Below are 17855 nucleotides of genomic sequence, written 5' to 3' on the forward strand. Positions count from 1 at the left end.
CGTAGCGGCCATCCTGGCTGGGCACGGAAAGATGCCGACGGCGCGTCACGGGGGAAGTGCGGAGTGGAACTCATCGTGGGCGGGGTACCGAGCCCTGCCGCACCACCAGCGGAAGAACCGACCGGACGGGAGAGGGCGACGCAGCCGGTGGCCGCTCTCGAACTCCTCGTCCACGGCGTGGGCGGGGCCACGCCGGAGAAGATGCTCGACGACCCGCGCACGGTACGGGTCACCGGCGACGACACGGCGGCCGTCTACCGCCGGGCCGACGACACGGAGGCGGAGACCCGCGCGGGCGCGCGCGCCGACCGGCCGATCCCGGAGGCGTACGTCTGGTCCAACCTCACCTCCGGCAACGGCACCCGCGCGCTGTGGCTGTTGCTGCTGCCGTTCATGGTCGTCAACCTCGCCCACTGGATGCGCCCGGCGGCCCGCGCGGGCACGCGTACGGTCCGTGCCTACGGCCTCCTCGTCCGCCTCGCCGCCCTCTCCCTGACCGTCCTCCTGGTCGCCGCCGCCTGCGAGGTCGCCCTCGACCTCACCGCCTGGCAGTGCGCGGGCACGCACGCGTGCGCGCAGGCCCACTCCTGGCTCGGCTTCCTCGAACCCGGCGGCTGGTGGGGCCAGCCCGGCCGCCGCCTCGCGCTCGCGGCCCTCGTCCCGACCGCCCTGGTCACCCTGCTGTGGTACCTCTCGCACCGCACCTGGCGCGCGTACGAGTCGCAGGAGCCGCTGCCCCGCACGGACGGCGCCGACGCGGTGACGACCCTCAGCCGCCCCGGCTTCTGGTACGGCCGCCGCCTGGTCTCCCGGCTGCGTGCCGCGCACACCGCGGCGGGCCTCCTGACGGTCGCGGCGACCGTCGGCACGGCCGCGGCCCGCCGGGACCACGAAAGCGGCTCACCGGCCCTCCTGGACGCCCTGGGGCACATCCTGGAGGCCGTCCTGCTCGTCGGCGCGGTCTGTGTCGTGTGGGTGGTCTGCGGCCGGGGCCGCACCGAGGAGCGCCTCGACCACAAGATCGACCGCCACCTCGTACGCCGCCTGCCGCTCGGCTCCCTCGCCGTGCTGGCGTTCTCCCTGCTGTACGCGGCCTGGTCGCGGCCCGGCTGGACGTCGACGGGACGCCTGCCCGGCGACCTCACGTTCGGCGGCATCGCGGTCGCCCAAGGCGTGGTCGCGGTCGCCCTCGCGGTCGTCGCCCGCAAGCTGTACGGCGCCGACCCCGAGCACCGCTCGGCCCTGCGCGGCCTCGGCGGCCCCGCCGTCGTCATGCTGGCGTGCGCGCTCGGCGGCGTGATGTCCGGCGGCGTCGCCCAGCGCGTCGCCGACTGGCTGGACGGCACCGGCGGCATCCTGCCCGGCCCGCCCGTCCTGCTGACCTGGCAGGCGTCCGTCATCCCGGCCGTCCTGCTCGTCGTGCTCGCCCACTGCTCGCTCCTCGGACAGCGCGCCATGAGCAGGGCGAAGGCGCAGGAGCCGGCCGTCGAGAAGCAGTACGGCGTTGATGACGGCGACCCCGCGCGCACGCGCACGATCTCCCGCGCGCGGGCGATGGCCGGGCTCACCGACCGGGCGCCCCTGCTCGTCGGCGTCACCTCAGGGGCGACGCTCCTGCTGGGCGCGGCGGCCGTCGTGGGCGCGCTGGCCAGCGGGAAGACCCCGGTGGGGGCCGCCGCCGGGACGTACCCGTTCGTCGAGGGGGCCGCGCGCACGGGGCAGGCGCTCGGGTCGTGGCTCATCGGGTTCGCGTTCCTGTCGTTCGTCACCTGGGGGCGGCGCGCCTACAAGGACCCGCACGCCCGGCGCACGATCGGGATCCTCTGGGACGTCGGTACGTTCTGGCCGCGCGCCGCACACCCCTTCGCGCCCCCCTGCTACGCCGAGCGCGCCGTCCCCGACCTCACCTGGCGCATGACGACCTGGACCCGCGCCACCGGCGGCCGGCTCGTCATCTCCGGCCACTCCCAGGGCAGCGTCCTCGCCGCAGCCGCCGCCTGGCAGCTGGAACCCGCCGACCGCAAACGCGTCGCCCTGCTCACCTACGGCTCGCCGATCGAGCGCCTCTACGGCCGCTGGTTCCCCGCCCACTTCGGCCCCGCCTCCCTCAAGGCCCTCCACGAAGACGTCGACTGCTGGCGCAACCTGTACCGCCTCACCGACCCGATAGGCGGCCCGGTGCGCCTCCCGGACGTCGACTGCGGGCCGTTCGCGGACCCGCTGGAGTACGGCCGGACGACGCTGCACCCGCTGCCGGCGCCGTTGCTGGGGCACTCCGACTACCAGGCCGATCCGGGGTTCGCGCGGGAGCGGGGGCATCTGCTGGCGCGGCTGGGGCTGGGGGGACGGGTGGCGCGGCCGACGGGGGAGGTCTGACCGAGGGTGCCCCGGCCGTCGGAGTTCCCGGCCGGTGAGTGGCCGGGCCGACCACCGCCCCGGTCAGTCGCAGACGACATCCCGCGCGGGCCGCTCGCCCGTCACCAGGTACCGGGTCACGAGCCGGTCCGCGCAGGGGTGTTGACCGAGGTAGACACCGTGTCCGCCACCTTCCACGGTGACCATCCGCGCCCGGTCGCCGAGTGCCGAGCGCAGCTTCAGCGCGCCCGCGTACGGGGTGGCCGGGTCGCGGCGGAACTGGACCATCAGCACGTTGGACGGACCCTCGCCGGTGATCCGGACCGGCTTCTCGGTGGGCGCGTCCTTCCAGAACGAGCACGGCGTGATGTTCGCCGGCATCCCGGCGGTCAGCGGATACCGGGCACGGTTCTCGGCGACGGAACGCTCGTACGCGGGTACGGAGTCGGGCCAGCGGACGTCGTTGCAGATGACCGCCATGGTGACCGCCGCGTCCTCGTCGGGCAGCGGGCCCGCGACGTCCGGGGTGAGTACGGGGGTGGCCGCCGGGTCCATCACCTGCCGCATGAGCAGGGCGAGTTGAGGGAACGAGGCGTCGTTGTAGAGCACCGTCTGCATCGCCTGCCGCAGCCGGTTCCCGGTCAGCGGCACACCCGCAGTGGTCGTCTTGCGCGGCTGCCGGTCCAGCCCGGCGGCGAGCGACAGGAACAACTCCCGCACCTGCTCCGGGCGTTCGGCCAGCCGCAGGTTCCCGCGCGCGGGGTCGGCGGCCCACGCCGCGAAGTCCGGGAACCTGGCCTCCGCGCCGACCGCCATGTTCGCCAGCCAACCCCGGGCGACCCTGCGGGGGTCGGGGTCGTCGTTGCTGTCCAGCACCCAACGGTCCGTGCGCGCCGGGTACTTCTGCGCGTAGACGGCTCCCACGTACGTCCCGTACGACACCCCGTACGCCGACAGCTTCTCCTCGCCGAGCGCCGCCCGGAGCCGGTCGATGTCGCGGGCCTCGTTCAGGGTGCTGAGGCTGCGCAGCAGGGGCCCGCCGTTGTCGGCGCAGGCCTGAGCGGTACGCCGGGCCCTCCCGACGTTCTCGGCGATACCGCCGTCCGCCGCGGGCCAGGACCTCAGGGTCACCAGATGCCGGTCCTCGCCCGGCAGTTCACAGCCGGCCCGCGAACTGGCGCCCACACCACGGGGATCGAAGCTGACGAGGTCGTAAGTGCCGCCCAACTCCCGCCGCAGCGCCTCCCCTTGCTGGGACAGCCGCTTGACGCCGGAGCCGCCCGGACCGCCGGGGATCACCAGCAGGGTGCCGCGCCGGGCCTCAGGGTCAGTGCTCGCCAACCGGGAGACGGCAAGGGTGACTTGGGCGCCGCCGGGGTCGTCGTACGAGAGCGGGACGGAGAGGTCGGCGCACTCCTGGCCGGGGATGCCGCAAGGGTGCCAGTCGAGGGCGGGGGCCGCCGAGGAGGGAGCGGCGGAGAGCGTCAGGGCCGTGAGGGCCAGAGCGAGTACGCGGGAGATCGTCATGCCGACCATGCTGTCCGGGCGCCGGACGCGTCACCATCCGACGGACAGCATGATCGGGGTGGGGCTTACCCCCGTACGAACACCCTTGTTCCTCACGGCAGTTCGGGCAGGTCCACCGCGTACAGCAGGGTCAGTTCGTCCGTGCTCGGCTCCAGGACCTGGGCGATCCGGCTCGCATGCCGCTCCACCATCGCCTCGAACGTCTGGCGCGCGGTACGGCCGTTGCCGAACGCGGGGCCCTTCGGGATCGCCGCGAAGTACTTGAGGAGGGCCTCGGGGGCGCCACCCGCGAGCCGGTACTCGTGCTCGTCCGTCTGCTGCTCGACGATCCTCAGCAGCTCCTCGGGACCGTAGTCGCCGAAGGTGATGGTCCGTGAGAAACGGGACGCCACACCGGGGTTGACGGCGAGGAAGCGCTCCATCTCGGCGGTGTACCCGGCGACGATCACCACGACCGCGTCGCGGTGGTCCTCCATCAGCTTCACCAGCGTGTCGATGGCCTCCTTGCCGAAGTCCCGCCCCGCGTCCTCCGGCGACAGCGCGTACGCCTCGTCGATGAACAGGACGCCGCCACGCGCCCGTTCGAACGCCTCCTGCGTGCGGATCGCCGTCGACCCGATGTGCTCGCCGACCAGGTCGACGCGGGACACCTCGACCAGGTGCCCCTTCTCCAGGACGTCCAGCGCGGCGAGGATCTCCCCGTACAGGCGCGCGACCGTCGTCTTGCCGGTGCCGGGGGAGCCCGTGAACACCAAGTGCCGTTTGACGGACGCCGCCTTGAGGCCCGCGCGCTGGCGGCGCCGGCCGACCTCGATCATGTCGATCAGCGCCCGCACCTCGCGCTTCACGCTGTCCAGGCCCACCAGCGCGTCGAGTTCGCCCAGGACGTCCTTCGGCGCCTTGATCTCCATCGTCCGCTCGGACACCGACAGCTCCGCCGCCACGACCGGCCGTTGCTCCGGGAGCGCGCTCAGCAGCCCGGGGGTGTGGGCGGCGGTCTGCACGGCCGGCGCGAACGCCCCTGCGGACGCCGTCGACGTGCGTGCGCCGGCGCTCTCGTCGCTCGTGCAGTCCTCGACCAGCGGCCCCGAACCCGGCGCCGAGTCGGGAGCCTCCGCGAACTCGTAGCCACCGCGCGCGCACCGCTCCGTACGGCACTTGCGCAGGGTCGTGCGGCTGCCGTCTATCACGTGGAAGCCGTAGCCGCCGCTGCCCGTGACCTTGCAGCCGACGAACGAGCCCCGGCCGCCCGCCGACACGTAGAACCCGGCCTCGGCGGGGGAGTCGACGGTGCACCGCTCGACCGTCGGGTCGGCGCCCTTCGTGACGATCACGCCAGTCTGGACCGAGCCCACCGTGCAGTTGCTGAGCGTGCCGCCGCTGCCGTGGTCGCGGAACCAGGCGCCCGTCGCGGCCTCGCGGATCCGGCAGTCGTCGAGCTGCGCGGTCGCCCCGTCGCTCACCGAGACGGCCGTGTTGCGGACCTGCGTGAGGTCGCTGTCGACGACGTCCGCGCGCGAGCCCCGGTCGAGGACGAACAGGGCGTCCGGCACGTCGTGGACGCGGCAGGAGTCGAGGACGGCCGTCGCCCCGTCGCTCACCCACACCGCCGGGTAGTCGCCGGTGCTGTCGAAGATCTCGCACTGGTTGGCGTCCACCCGCGTGCCCGGGTCCCACACCGACAGGCCGTTGCGGCCGAACTGCCGCACCGAGGTGCGGGTCAGCGTCAGGACACTGCGCGAGCGCAGGTCCACCGCGTTCTCCGGGATGTCGTGGATGCGGCAGTCCGCGAGCGTCAGCACCGCGTCCGTGTCGAGGGTGACGCCGTCGGCGGTGGTGCGGTGCACGTCGCAGTCCGTGAAGTGCGCGGTGGCGCGCGCGGTGATCTGTACGCCGCTGCCGCGCACCTCGTAGATCTCGCAACCCACCGCTTCCAGCGCCGAGTTGTCGCCCGTCACGCTGACACCCGTACCCGAGGTGTGGTGCACGCGGGAGCGCTCCAGGCGCGGGTGCGCGCCCCCTCGTACGGAGACCCCGGCCTGTCCGGCGGCCAGCACCTCGCACTCCTCGAAGACCCCGCCGGCCCCGTCGAGGACGGCGATGCCGATGCCCGCCGGGTTGTCGACCGTGCACCTGCGCACCGTCGGCCGGGCGCCGCCGCGCACCTCGATGCCGGCCGCCGAGCGCGTCACGACCCGCACGTCCAGCAGCTCCGGCGTGCCCTCCTCGACCAGCAGCGCGGGCGACGTCGTGTCCTGGCCCTCGACGTGCAGGTCCTGGACGACGGCGGAGGCGCGCACGGTCAGCGGCACGCCGTCCACGGGGGCGATCCGCACCGAGCCCGGGGCGCCCTCGGGGCCGCGCAGGGTGACCGAACGCTCGACGACGAGGTTCTCCCGGTACGTGCCGGGGGCGACGGTGAGGACGTCCCCGTCGGCCGCGGCCTCCAGGGCGGCGGCGAGCGAAGCGTACTCACCCGTGCGGCGCCGCCACCGCGATGTACCGGTGTGCGTCACCTGGACCGTGCCCTGTGCCATGACGATGCTGTGCCCCCACCTCGTGATACGCGGGTCGATGCCGAAGAAGGTCGGCTGGTCCACCGTAGCGTGCGCGCGGGTGGTGGGTTGACCACCGGCGAGGCGTGCGGTGCACCCGCCTCAACTGCCGGTGCCGGTACGCCCCCAGTCCGGTCCCGCGCGGTCCCACGCCTGGTCCCAGCGGGCGTAACGGCGGCGGACCATCGTCCACACGACCGCCCGGCGCGCGCTCTCGACGAGGCCCGCGGCGCACAGGGCGGCGCCCAGGCCGGCCAGCACGCCGTGGGTCTCGGCCGTCGCCACGTCCAGCGGGCGGCTCATCGGGCGGCCCGCGCCGTCCGTCCACAGGGAGAAGCGGTCGCCCGCGTGCGGGGTGTCCAGCGCGGCCGTCACCGGGCCGTGGTGCGCGCTGCCGTCCGGCGCGGTCCAGTCGGCCTCCACGCGGCTGCGCGCCTCCCGGCCGGAGACGGCCTCCGGGTCCGTCACGAACGCGGAGCCCTTCAGCTCCTTCACGACCGTCGCCGTCGTCTCGAACCGGGTGCTCGCCTGGTCGCGCACCGACCTCAGGAGCGCGTCCTGCACGAAGGCGCCGACGGCCGTGCCCGCCACCGGCGCGACGACCAGCACCAGCAGCAGGGCGCCCGCCGCCACCCACGCCTCGACCAGGTCCGTCGTACGGCGCACCGGGTTGTGCCGCCAGCGCCACAGTCCACGGATCGCTCGCACCGCCTCGCACCCCCTTCCCGCTCCGTCATAACCCCCGAGCCCGCCGTTCATCCTCGATCCCGGTCGAAGAGAGAGCGAAATCACCTGCGTACGGGCTCTCCCGGGGATCTCTCATGAACTTCTCACGATGCGTCAACGCCCGAGGTCCGGCCGCGGGTTCCCGGGACGAAGGAGGAAATGTCGGCGCGGTCTCAGTCCAGGATCCGCACCGGGTCGCCGACCCGGATCAGGCCGCGCGTGAGGGGCACCAGGTTCTGGCCGAAGATCAGCCTGCCGTCGATACGGCGGTGTCGGCCGAGGGTGTACAGGGGTTCCTTGCCGCGCTCGGCGGTGGCCTGGTCGGTGGTGGTGACCACGCACCGGCCGCACTTCTTGGCGGCCCGGAAGGCGACCTCGCCGATCGTCAGGCGCGACCAGCCGTCCTCGGCCCACGGCTCGGTGCCGCCGACCACCGCGTTCGGCCGGAAGCGGTTCATCGGCAGCGGGCCCTCGACGGCGTGCTCACCGTGCGCGATCAGGGAGTTGAGGGCGTCCAGGGAGGCCGTCGTCGTGACGAGCAGGGGATAGCCGTCCGCGAAGCCGACCGTCTCGCCGGGGCGCGCGTACGCGGGGTCGACCGGACGGCGGGTCGCCGGGTCGTCCATGTGCACCAGGCGCACGTCCGCACCGAGGAACTCGCTGCACCACGCGTGCGCGCGGGCGTCTGCCGGGACGCCCTCCACCTTGTCGCGGAAGATCTCCACGACGACCGTCTTCGCCGGCTCGGGCACCGCGACCTCCAGCGGCGCGACACCGGGCGCGGACAGCAGAACGCCGCCACCGGGCAACGGCTCGGCGGCGGCGAGCGCCAGACGCGGCCTCTGGCGCTGGGTGACGACCTTCCCCCCGTCGTCGATCAGCGCCCACCGCCGGTCCCCGGCCGGTCCCCAGGGCTCCACGACGGCCTCCCGGGGACTCACCCCCCGGAGCGCCTTCACCGGGTGGACGTGGATCGACAACAGTTCCGCAGAGGCCATGGGACCCATCCTGCCAGGCGGCAGGGGCCGGTCCCGGGGGCCTAGTAACCCCGGTACTGCTGCTGGTTGTACGGGTCCTGGTAGGGAGCCGGGTTCGGGCGGGGTGCCGCCGGACGCATCGCCTCGTACCCCGTACCGGCCGCCATCGGGTTCATCCCCATGGGAGCGCCCATCTGGCCCGGCTGCTGCTGCATCGGCATCGGCATCGGCGCCTGCGCGGCCGGGTACCCGCGCTGCATGCCGCCCTGCGGCGGGACGTACGCCGCCGGGGCCTGCTGGAGCGGAGCGGGCTGCTGGGCCTGCGGATAGCCGTAGGGCGCCTGCGAGGGGCCCGCCGGGAGGGCGGGGAGCGCCGACGGCAGCGCGGGCAGGTGGCTGCTCGGCATGCTCGGCACGTCGTAGGCGGCCGGGACCCGGATCGGGGCGATCTGCGGGGTCCCCCGCTCGGCCACGAGGGAGTCGTAGATCGGGGTGTCCGGGAAGGAGGCGGACGAGTAGTAGCCGCCACCATAGGTGGAGCGGGGGGAGGTCATGGCACCTAAGGTAAGCCCACGAAGAGCCGGTTGGGGAGACGGGTATGCGGGTTGTTTTCCGTGCCGGGAGTGGCCCTGTATCCCCAATACGAGCGAACGTGGGAAAAAGGGGCGACAATGCGGGTTGGAATTGTGTAAAGAGCAAGTTCCGGCGGGGTTTCCGGGGGCCGAACGGACGTGTTCCCGTGCCCCCGGCGGGAGTTGAAAGGGGCCGCGTGCCGATGCCGTCGTTGTCCAGGGGAGCGAACGTACCGGTGCCCACGACGGCGCTGACGATCGAATGCGGACGCCGCTCGGGCCCGGGCGTCCCCGACGTCGACGCCTCCGCGCTCCTGCTCGTCGGCGGAAAGGTGCGCTCCGACGACGACTTCGTGTTCTACAACCAGCCCGCGCACGCGTCAGGGACCGTCCGCCACGAGGGCAAGCGCACGTCCGGCGACCTGGTCACCGACACGCTCGTCGTCGACCTCGCGCGCGTGGAGCCCGACGTCGACACCGTCCTGCTCGCCGCCTCCGCCGACGGCGGCCCCTTCGGGCGCGTCCCCGGGCTGTACGTCGAGGTCCGCGACGCCGCGCGCGGGACGGTCGTCGCCCGCTTCGACAGCACCGGCGCGAGCGTGGAGACCGCGTTCGTCCTCGGCGAGCTGTACCGCCGCCAGGGCGCCTGGAAGTTCCGCGCGGTCGGACAGGGCTACGACAGCGGCCTGGAGGGCCTCGCGACGGACTACGGCATCACCGTCGACGAACCCCAGCACACCGCCCCTCCCGTACGGCTCACGAAAGTCACCCTCACGAAGTCGGCACCGTCCGTCTCGCTCGCCAAGCAGGGCGGTACGTCGGGTGCCCTGCGCGTCAACCTCAACTGGCAGTCCCGCTCCGGCTTTGCGCACACCGGCCTCGACCTCGACCTGTGCGCCCTGTACGAGCTCACCGACGGCCGCAAAGGCGTCGTCCAGGCCCTCGGCAACGCCTTCGGCGCGCTGGAGAGGCCGCCCTACATCCACCTCGACGGCGACGACCGCACGGGCGCCGTCGCGACCGGCGAGAACCTCACCGTCAACCTCGACCACACCGCCGACCTGCGGCGCGTCCTGGTCTTCGTGACCATCTACGCGGGCGCGCGCTCGTTCGCCGACCTGCACGCGACGGTCACCCTGAGGCCGCAGCACGGCGCGCCGGTCGACTTCTCGCTCGACGAGTGCACGGTCGCGTCGACCGTGTGCGCGCTCGCGCTGATCACCAACACCGGGGGCGATCTCGTCGTCCGCAGGGAGGCGCGGTATCTGGTCCCGGAACGCGGGGTGAGTCCGCAGCGGACCGTCGACCGCGCTTATGGGTGGGGCATGAACTGGACGCCGGGCAGGAAGTGAAGGCGCGGGGAGCACAAGAAGACGCCGGGAGTAATTGAGGGAAAAACCTTTTCCTTGATTACTCAAGTTTCGTCGGGGACGGCTTCCGGGCGCGCATAAGTCCGCCCCTTCCACGCCGCTCCCCGCCCCCGGTAGTGCTGCACCGCCGAGTCCACCGTCATCAGCAGGTACAGGAACGCCGTGAACGGCAGCAGGAGCGCCAGCCACAGAGGCTCACGGTAGTAGCGGACCATCGGGACGTACGTCGCCGTCATCACCGCCCACGCGAGGCCGCCCGGCACGGCCACGGGCGCGCTCCCCGCCGCGACGCCCGCGACGAGGGCCAGCGGCGGCACCAGGTACACCAGCGCCAGCCCCAGGACCGTGCCGGCGAGCAGCAGGGGGTTGTGCCGCAACTGCGCGTACGCGCTGCGCGAGACCATCCGCCACAGGTCGTGCAGACGCGGATACGGCCGCACGCTGTCGACCCGCTCGGCGAGCCCCAGCCAGATCCGCCCACCGCTCCCCTTGACGGCCCGCGCGACAGCCACGTCGTCGATCACCGCGTGCCGGACCGCGTCCGGGATCCGCGCCCGCTCGGCGGCCTCCGTCCGCAGCAGGACACACCCGCCCGCCGCCGCTGCCGTACGCCCGCCCGTGCGCGCGATCCGACGGAACGGGTAGAGCTGCGCGAAGAAGTACACGAAAGCGGGTACGACGAGCCGCTCCCAGAAGCTCTCCACGCGCAGGCGCGCCATCTGGGACACCAGGTCGTAGCCCCCCGCGCGCGCCGACGCCACCAGCCCGCGCAGACTGCCACGCGCGTGCGCGATGTCGGCGTCCGTCAGCAGCAGGAACTCGGGCTTCCGTGCGCGTGCCAGCGCGACACCGTGCCGTACGGCCCACAGCTTGCCCGTCCAGCCGGCCGGCGGCTCACCCGGCGACGACACCGTCAGCGGCAGACCGCCGTACTGATCGGCCAGTGCGCGCGCGAGGTCGCCGGTGCCGTCGGTGCTGCCGTCGTCGACCAGGAAGACCTCCGCCCGGCCCGGATAGTCCTGCGCCAGCAGGGACGGCAGGCTCAGGGGGAGCACGGCGGCCTCGTCGCGCGCGGGGACGACGACGCACACGTCCGGCCAGTCGGCGGGGTCCTCGGGCGCGGGCGGCAGGCGCACGTCCGTGCGCCAGAAGAAGCCCTGGCACAGCAGCAGCCACAGCCAGGACACGAGGGACAGGGCGGCGATCCACACGAAGGCGCTCACCAGCGCAGTCTGCCCCACGGCCGGGGCCCGGGCCGGGCCATCGTCTATCGTGGCCGGGTGAAGATCGCGCTCATGGACTCCGGAATCGGCCTGCTGGCGGCCACCGCTGCGGTACGGCGACTGCGACCCGACGCCGATCTCGTCCTCTCCTTCGACCCCGAGGGCATGCCCTGGGGCCCGCGCACCCCCGAGGACGTCACCACGCGCGCGCTGGCCGTCGCCGAAGCCGCAGCCGCGCACGCGCCGGACGCGCTGATCATTGGCTGCAACACCGCCACCGTGCACTCCCTGCCCGCCCTGCGCGCGCGCCTGGAGCCCGGTATTCCCGTCGTCGGCACCGTCCCCGCGATCAAGCCCGCCGCCGCCCTCGGCGGCCCCGTCGCCATCTGGGCCACGCCCGCCACCACCGGCAGCCCCTACCAGCGCGGCCTCATCCGCGACTTCGCGGGCGGCGTCAGCGTCGCCGAGGTGCCCTGCTGGGGGCTCGCCGAGGCCGTCGAGCACGCCGACGAACCCGCCATCGACGCCGCGATCACCGCCGCCGCCGCGCTCACGCCGGACGATGTAACGACCGTCGTCCTGGGCTGCACCCATTACGAACTCCTCGCCGAACGCATCCGCACGGCCCTCCAGCGGCCCGGCCGCTCCCCGCTCGTCCTGCACGCCTCCGCCGACGCCGTCGCCGCCCAGACGCTGCGCCGCATCGGCGCCCCGCCCGCGCCCGACGCCCCCGCCACCGGCGGGCTGACCGTGCTCCTCAACGGGCGCGAGGGCGTGCTGCCGGACGCCGCGTTCGCGTACGCGGAAGGCCGCTCCCTGCCGGTTCCGACGGTCGCCTCGTAGCGCGTGACCCGCTCGGACCAGCCACTCCGCGAGACAGGCTCCCCGCCGGGAGAAACCTGAGTAACCTCGTAGGCATGAGGGACCCCCGCGACGAGCACGACGAGCAGACCCCGCACCCGGACGTGTGGACCGGACGGGCCACGAACCGGTTCCAGTGGCTGCCCGCGCTCGCGGGCGCCGCCTGCCTGGCACTCGGCATCGAACTCGCCGTGGACTCCGCCTGGACCTCCGGGGTCGCCCCCCTCGCGATGTCCGTGGTCGGCTGCATCGCCGCCGGGCTCCTCGTCCTCTTCGGCACCCTCGCCTTCCTCCACGTCGCCCTCAAGGTCGACCGCGACAGCCTCGAAGTGCGCTGCGGGCACATGGGGCTGCCGCGCCGCCGCATCCCCCTCGCACAGGTCGCCGACGCCGACTTCGACCCCCACGTCACGCCGCGCCACTGGGGCGGCTGGGGCTACCGCTGGCGGCCCGAGAAGGGGACCGCCGTCGTCGTACGCCGGGGCGAAGGCGTCGTGCTGCGGCTCTGGGACGGGCACATGTTCACGATCACCGTGGACGACGCGGAGGCGGCCGTACGGGTCATCAGGGACCGGCTGAGGTCGGCGCGGCCGGGGGCGGCGCACTGAGGCCGTGAGCGACGGCTCGCTTCCGCGCAGGCACGCGCGCGGGGGCTCGTTCCCGCACAGGTACGCGCGCGTGGAGACTGGTCTTCGAGCAGGCGCCCACGTGCGCGTGACCCTCACCTCGCCACGTCCCCCTCGTACGCCCGCACCACCCCGCCCGGCCCCCGCGTCTCCTCCGGCAGGGGTCTCGCCGTCGCGATGCCCGCCAGGAGGCCCACGCCCGCCGAGACCGTCGTGAAGCTCAGGACGTTGCCCACCAGGGCGAGGGCCGCGAGGGCGGTCAGGCAGGCGCCCGCCGTGAGAGCGACCGGGGTGGGGCGGGGCGAGCGCCACAGGGCGTGCAGGAGCCAGGCGAAGGCGGCGGCCAGCCCCACGACACCCGCGCCCCGGCCCGTGCGCCCGGCCGCCAGGGACGCCAGGAGGACCCCGCAGCACGTCACCACCGCCGCGACCGAACCGAGCGCCGCCCCCGTGACCGCCGCCAGAAGCCTCAGGGGGAGCCGTAACGCCACCACAGGGCTCGCCCAGGCCGCGCAGCACGCCAGGCCCGCCACGAGCGTCAGGACAGCCGCCTCGGCCCCCGCACGCCCCAGCGGAGCCGCGCTCTCCGGACCCGGCGACAGCTCGGGCGCCGCGACCGTCAGCGCGAGACCCGCGAACGCGGCGGCACAGGGCGCGGCCACCGGCAGCAGCGCACCCGACATCCGGCCCGCCGCGTACCCGGCGGCGACGGCCAGCACCGCGAGCAGCATCCCCTCGGCCCGCCCGCCGTTCGCGCCCGCCGACACCAGCGCCCACCCGGCACACGCCGCGAGCACCGCCATGCCGACCGCGTCGGAAACGTTTCGTCTCTCACCGTCCGTACCGTCACCGGTCACGGACGTCCCCGTCGGTCCCACCCAGCCCCCCGAGCGTCTCCGCCCCGGACGCGCGCCCCCCACCGGCCGTTCGCCGGAGCTGGCCACACCGTAACGGCTGGACGGGATTTTGTGGATGACCTGTGGACAACGCCGAGCTGTGAGGTCCGCCGACCGAACTGTCGGCCAAAAGGTCACCCGCCGTACACTCCCCGAGTGACCGTCACCGCACCCCCCGCAGAGCCCGCAGGACAGCTGGAGCCCGAGGCCGCGCCTCCCGCGCGCGGGCGCCGCTTCCTGCGGTTCGCCCCGGCCGCCGTCGCCGTGCTCTCCGGCGTGCTCCTCTACCTCAGCTTCCCGCCGCGCCCCCTGTGGTGGCTCGCGCTCCCCGCGTTCGCCGCGTTCGGCTGGGTCCTGCGCGGGCGGAGCTGGAAGCCCGCCCTCGGTCTCGGCTACCTCTTCGGCCTCGGCTTCCTCGTCCCCCTGCTGAAGTGGACCGGCGTCGAGGTCGGACCGCTGCCGTGGCTCGCGCTCGCGGCCATCGAGGCCCTCTTCGTCGCCCTGGTCGGCGTCGGCGTCGCCGCCGTGTCCAAGCTGCCCGGGTCGCCGGTGTGGGCGGCGGCCCTGTGGACCGCCGGGGAGGCGGCCCGCGCGCGGGCGCCGTTCAGCGGGTTCCCGTGGGGGAAGATCGCGTTCGGGCAGGCCGACGGGGTGTTCCTGCCGCTCGCGGCCGTGGGCGGGACGCCGGTGCTGGGCTTCGCCGTCGTCCTGTGCGGGTTCGGGCTGTACGAGGCCGTCCGCCTCGTCCGGGAACGCCGTCTCGCGCGCGCGGTGACGCGTCCGGCTGCCGCGGTCGCGCTGCTCAGCGTCGCCGTCCCCGTGGCCGGTGCGCTCGCCGCCCGCACGCTGGTCAGCGACAAGGCCGAGGACGGCACCGTCACGGTCGCCGCGATCCAGGGCAACGTGCCCCGCCTCGGGCTGGAGTTCAACGCCCAGCGGCGCGCCGTACTCGACTACCACGCGCGCGAGACGGAGCGGCTGGCCGCCGAGGTGAAGGCCGGGAAGGTTGCCAAGCCCGACTTCGTGCTGTGGCCGGAGAACTCCTCCGACGTCAACCCCTTCACCGACGCCGAGGCCACCGCCGTCATCGACCAGGCGGTGCGGGCCATCGGCGCACCCGTCTCGGTCGGCAGCGTCGTCGAGCGCGACGGGAAGCTGTTCAACGAGCAGATCCTGTGGGACCCCGAGAAGGGGCCCACACAGACCTACGACAAGCGGCAGATCCAGCCGTTCGGCGAGTACATGCCGCTCCAGGGCCTGGTCAAGGCGATCAACCCCCAGTGGACCGCGATGGCCTCGAACTTCACCCGGGGCACCAGGCCCGGCGTGTTCACGATCAACGGCACGAAGGTCGGCATCGCCACCTGCTACGAGGCCGCGTTCGACTGGGACGTCCGCGACACCGTCACGCACGGCGCGCAGCTCATCTCCGTCCCCAGCAACAACGCCACCTTCGACCGCAGCGAGATGACCTACCAGCAGCTCGCGATGTCCCGCGTGCGCGCGGTGGAGCACAGCCGCACGGTCGTCGTCCCGGTCACCAGCGGCGTCAGCGCGATCATCATGCCGGACGGGCGGATCACGCAGAAGACCGGCATGTTCGTCGCCGACTCGCTTGTGCAGAAGGTGCCGCTGCGGTCCTCCGAGACGCCGGCGACGAAGATGGGGATCCTGCCCGAGATGCTGCTCGTGCTGGTCGCCGCCGGTGGGCTCGGGTGGGCGATCGGCTCGGGGCTGCGCGCCCGGCGCGCGGGGGACGCGTAGGCGTACGCGGGCGCTTGCCGGCGGGGCGTGCGCGCGGTGTTGTACGTGACGGGTGTGCGCCCGGCGCGTGGGTGCGCTGCGTCGGGGCGTGTGCTGCGCTGCGCGCGCCGGTGACCCCTGGCCGTACATCCGGCGTACTGCGTCCGACACCGGCCGGTCCACCAAGATCGGCCGGTTAGGGTCGGGGCATGGCAACTCCTGAGTTCATCCGCGCGATCCGGGCCTTTGCCGGACACCAGCTCCTGTGGCTTCCCGGGGTCACCGCCATCGTCTTCGACGACGAGGGCCGGGTGCTCCTCGGGCGCCGCTCGGACACCGGCGAGTGGTCGGTCATCGGCGGCATCCCCGACCCCGGCGAGCAGCCCGCCGTGTGCGCGGTGCGGGAGGTGTACGAGGAGACGGCGGTGCACTGCGTCGCCGAACGCGTCGTCCTCGTCCAGGCGTTGGAGGAGCACACCTACCCCAACGGCGACAACGTCCAGTTCATGGACATCACGATCCGCTGCCGCGCGACCGGCGGCGAGGCCCGTGTGAACGACGACGAGTCCCTCGAAGTCGGCTGGTTCGCCGTGGACGACCTGCCCGAGCTGCCCGAGTTCGCGGTCGCCCGCATCAAGCAGGCCCAGGCGGACGACGGCCCCACCTGGTTCGAGAACCCCGCTCGGACGCTGTAGCCGCCGGCCACGCCGAGCACCTGCCCGGTGACGAACCCGGCACGGTCCGAGGCGAGGAACGCGACCGCCTCCGCGACGTCCCGCGCCGTACCGAACCGGCGCAGCGGGATGTTGCGCCGGGTCACCGCGCGCGCCGCCTCGTCGAGTTCACCGGTGCTGATCAGACGGCCCGCGATGCCGTCGCTGAGCAGCCCGGGGGCCACGCGGTTCACGCGGACCCCGTACCGGCCCTCCTCGGCGGCCGGCGCGCACCGGGTAGCGGCGGGTCGCCACCGTCGTCACGGCCACGATGGTGCCCTTGTTCTCCCGGAGTTGCGGCAGGGCGGGCTGTACGAGGTTGAAGAACGCGACGCCGGGCCTGTGCGAGAAGTCGTCCGGGGGACTGGTGGGGCTCATGTGGTTCACGATCCCAGGGACTTGGCGACGATGACCTTCATGACCTCGCTCGTTCCCGCGTAGATGCGGGCGATCGGGTACTCCAGCATGTAGCCGTATCCGCCGAAGAGTTGGAGGCACCGGTCGACGGCGCGGGCCTGGACCTCCGTGCAGGACGGCTTGACCTTCGCCGCGGCGGCGCCGGAGAGGCGGCCGTCGACGAGGGCCTGTGCGGCCTCCAACTCCGTGGCGACGGAGGCCAGTTCGAACTCGGTGTTCTGGAAGGAGGTGACCGGTTTCCCGAACGCCCGGCGTTCCTTGACGTGGTCGACGGTGGTGTCGAGCGCGGCCCGCGTCTGCGCGACCGAGCCGACGGTGACCGCCATCCGCTCCAGCGGCGGATTGTGGCCCAAGTAGCCGACGGCGGCGCCCTCTTCGCCGAGCCGGTTCGCGGCCGGCACCCGGACGTCGTCGAAGGACAGCTCGACCGTGTCCCGGCCCGCCGGTGATGAAGGTCTTCGCGCCGTTCAACACGTAGTCGAGGACGACGTTGCAGCGGCAGTCCGGCTGCCCGCCGCCCCCGTACTCCTCGGGGACCGCCATGCCCAACAGGCCGAGTGTGCCGAGCTGTTCGAAGAACGACCGGGGCACGCGCCCCGCCTTCTCCCCCTCGCCGTAGTGCTGCACGGCCTCCTTGGCGACGACATCTCTGACCGGCTCGCGGAACGCCCCGTGACCGGCGGTGAAGACTTCCCGGCGCACAGCGACACCCCCTGTCGGCAGGCGAGTTCGACGAGCGTGGCGTTGGCGGTGCCGCCGCCGAGCGGATTGAGGCGGGTCGGGGCGGCGCCGGTCTCGGCGAGCCACGCCGACGGGACCCCTCAGGTCTTGACGTGGAAGTACCAGCGGACCCCGAACTGGTCGAACACCCCGTGGGCCTGGTCCTCCTGCGCCGTCTCGGTCATCTCGAAGTGGACCTCGCCCTCGCCGTGCGTCAGCGCGGTCGACAGCCGCTCGGCCTCCTCCACGGAGTCGAGGACGAGGAGGATCGAGTACCCCCCGTACTGGATCGGCTCCAGCATCACGTCACCGCAGGTCAGGCGGCCCTCACCGATCTTCAGCGTGGCCAGGAGCACCTTGTGCCCCAACTCGTCGGGCACGTTGTGGAACTCCGGCAAGTCGCTGTAGCGGTGCAGGACCTCGACCTCCGCGCCGAGGGCGGACTTGTAGAACTCGACGGCCTCCTCGCAACGCCCGAAGAAGTCCACGTGCGGCAGTACCTGCATGGTCACTTTCCTCTCCGCTGACGGGGTCGGGGCAGGGGAGGGGCGCCGACAGGTGTCCCCCCGGACGC

The 17855-nt window shown here is 73.4% G+C and carries 15 protein-coding genes and 2 pseudogenes; 6 read left to right on the plus strand and 11 right to left on the minus strand.

Annotated elements, in window-relative coordinates; translation table 11 throughout:
• Positions 1-72: 72 nt before the first annotated feature.
• A complete protein-coding gene (locus ACQCO7_RS37630; RefSeq protein ID WP_464077391.1) occupies positions 73-2376 on the plus strand; it encodes a hypothetical protein in 2304 nt (767 codons plus the stop codon).
• 63 nt (positions 2377-2439) lie between these two features.
• On the opposite strand, the gene ACQCO7_RS37635 is transcribed toward ACQCO7_RS37630, so the two are convergent.
• The 5 genes from ACQCO7_RS37635 to ACQCO7_RS37655 form a co-directional block, all read right to left on the minus strand.
• Positions 2440-3891, minus strand: coding sequence for an alpha/beta hydrolase (locus ACQCO7_RS37635; protein ID WP_464076007.1), 1452 nt, complete (start codon positions 3889-3891; stop codon positions 2440-2442).
• Between the two features lie 83 nt (positions 3892-3974).
• Complete coding sequence (locus ACQCO7_RS37640) at positions 3975-6419, minus strand: right-handed parallel beta-helix repeat-containing protein (RefSeq protein ID WP_464077392.1); 2445 nt, start codon at positions 6417-6419, stop codon at positions 3975-3977.
• A 120-nt stretch (positions 6420-6539) separates the two neighbouring features.
• Entirely contained in the window at positions 6540-7145 is a 606-nt protein-coding gene (locus ACQCO7_RS37645; RefSeq protein ID WP_464076008.1) for an Rv1733c family protein, read from the minus strand.
• Positions 7146-7336: 191 nt separating this feature from the next.
• Positions 7337-8161, minus strand: a complete 825-nt coding sequence (locus ACQCO7_RS37650; protein ID WP_464076009.1) for an MOSC domain-containing protein — start codon at positions 8159-8161, stop codon at positions 7337-7339.
• Positions 8162-8202: 41 nt separating this feature from the next.
• On the minus strand, positions 8203-8694 hold the full coding sequence (locus ACQCO7_RS37655; RefSeq protein WP_464076010.1) for a DUF6643 family protein: 492 nt from the start codon (positions 8692-8694) through the stop codon (positions 8203-8205).
• A gap of 221 nt (positions 8695-8915) precedes the next feature.
• Between ACQCO7_RS37655 and ACQCO7_RS37660 the strand changes: the two genes are divergently transcribed.
• The gene (locus ACQCO7_RS37660) at positions 8916-10064 is read left to right on the plus strand and encodes a TerD family protein (RefSeq protein ID WP_464076011.1); all 1149 of its coding nucleotides are present in this window, start codon (positions 8916-8918) and stop codon (positions 10062-10064) included.
• Positions 10065-10126: 62 nt separating this feature from the next.
• Here the strand turns inward: ACQCO7_RS37660 and ACQCO7_RS37665 are convergent, their stop codons facing one another.
• Entirely contained in the window at positions 10127-11305 is a 1179-nt protein-coding gene (locus ACQCO7_RS37665; RefSeq protein ID WP_464076012.1) for a glycosyltransferase, read from the minus strand.
• Between the two features lie 57 nt (positions 11306-11362).
• Here ACQCO7_RS37665 and ACQCO7_RS37670 point away from each other — a divergent pair, with 57 nt between their 5' ends.
• Together ACQCO7_RS37670 and ACQCO7_RS37675 are read left to right on the plus strand one after the other, a co-directional pair.
• Positions 11363-12148, plus strand: coding sequence for a glutamate racemase (locus ACQCO7_RS37670; RefSeq protein WP_464076013.1), 786 nt, complete (start codon positions 11363-11365; stop codon positions 12146-12148).
• 74 nt (positions 12149-12222) lie between these two features.
• Complete coding sequence (locus ACQCO7_RS37675) at positions 12223-12774, plus strand: hypothetical protein (protein WP_464076014.1); 552 nt, start codon at positions 12223-12225, stop codon at positions 12772-12774.
• Between the two features lie 113 nt (positions 12775-12887).
• Here the strand turns inward: ACQCO7_RS37675 and ACQCO7_RS37680 are convergent, their stop codons facing one another.
• Positions 12888-13595 (minus strand): hypothetical protein, encoded by a 708-nt coding sequence (locus ACQCO7_RS37680; protein WP_464076015.1) that lies wholly within the window; start codon positions 13593-13595, stop codon positions 12888-12890.
• A 249-nt stretch (positions 13596-13844) separates the two neighbouring features.
• On the opposite strand from ACQCO7_RS37680, the gene lnt reads away from it, so the two are divergent.
• Together lnt and ACQCO7_RS37690 are read left to right on the plus strand one after the other, a co-directional pair.
• The gene (gene lnt / locus ACQCO7_RS37685; protein WP_464076016.1) at positions 13845-15452 is read left to right on the plus strand and encodes an apolipoprotein N-acyltransferase; all 1608 of its coding nucleotides are present in this window, start codon (positions 13845-13847) and stop codon (positions 15450-15452) included.
• 188 nt (positions 15453-15640) lie between these two features.
• Positions 15641-16126: an NUDIX hydrolase gene (locus tag ACQCO7_RS37690; RefSeq protein WP_464076017.1), complete on the plus strand. Its 486-nt coding sequence runs from the start codon at positions 15641-15643 to the stop codon at positions 16124-16126.
• Positions 16127-16179: 53 nt separating this feature from the next.
• Here the strand turns inward: ACQCO7_RS37690 and ACQCO7_RS37695 are convergent.
• The 4 genes and pseudogenes from ACQCO7_RS37695 to ACQCO7_RS37710 all read right to left on the minus strand — a co-directional run.
• A pseudogene (locus ACQCO7_RS37695) lies at positions 16180-16338 on the minus strand (dehydrogenase); the annotation flags it as partial.
• Positions 16274-16522, minus strand: coding sequence for a hypothetical protein (locus tag ACQCO7_RS37700; protein WP_464077450.1), 249 nt, complete (start codon positions 16520-16522; stop codon positions 16274-16276). The pseudogene ACQCO7_RS37695 and the gene ACQCO7_RS37700, both read right to left, overlap by 65 nt.
• 5 nt (positions 16523-16527) lie before the next feature.
• Positions 16528-17263: pseudogene (locus ACQCO7_RS37705) on the minus strand (acyl-CoA dehydrogenase family protein).
• Between the two features lie 119 nt (positions 17264-17382).
• Complete coding sequence (locus ACQCO7_RS37710; RefSeq protein ID WP_050374939.1) at positions 17383-17787, minus strand: VOC family protein; 405 nt, start codon at positions 17785-17787, stop codon at positions 17383-17385.
• Between the last annotated feature and the right edge of the window lie 68 nt (positions 17788-17855).

It is taken from the genome of Streptomyces saintjeani (assembly GCF_055409605.1).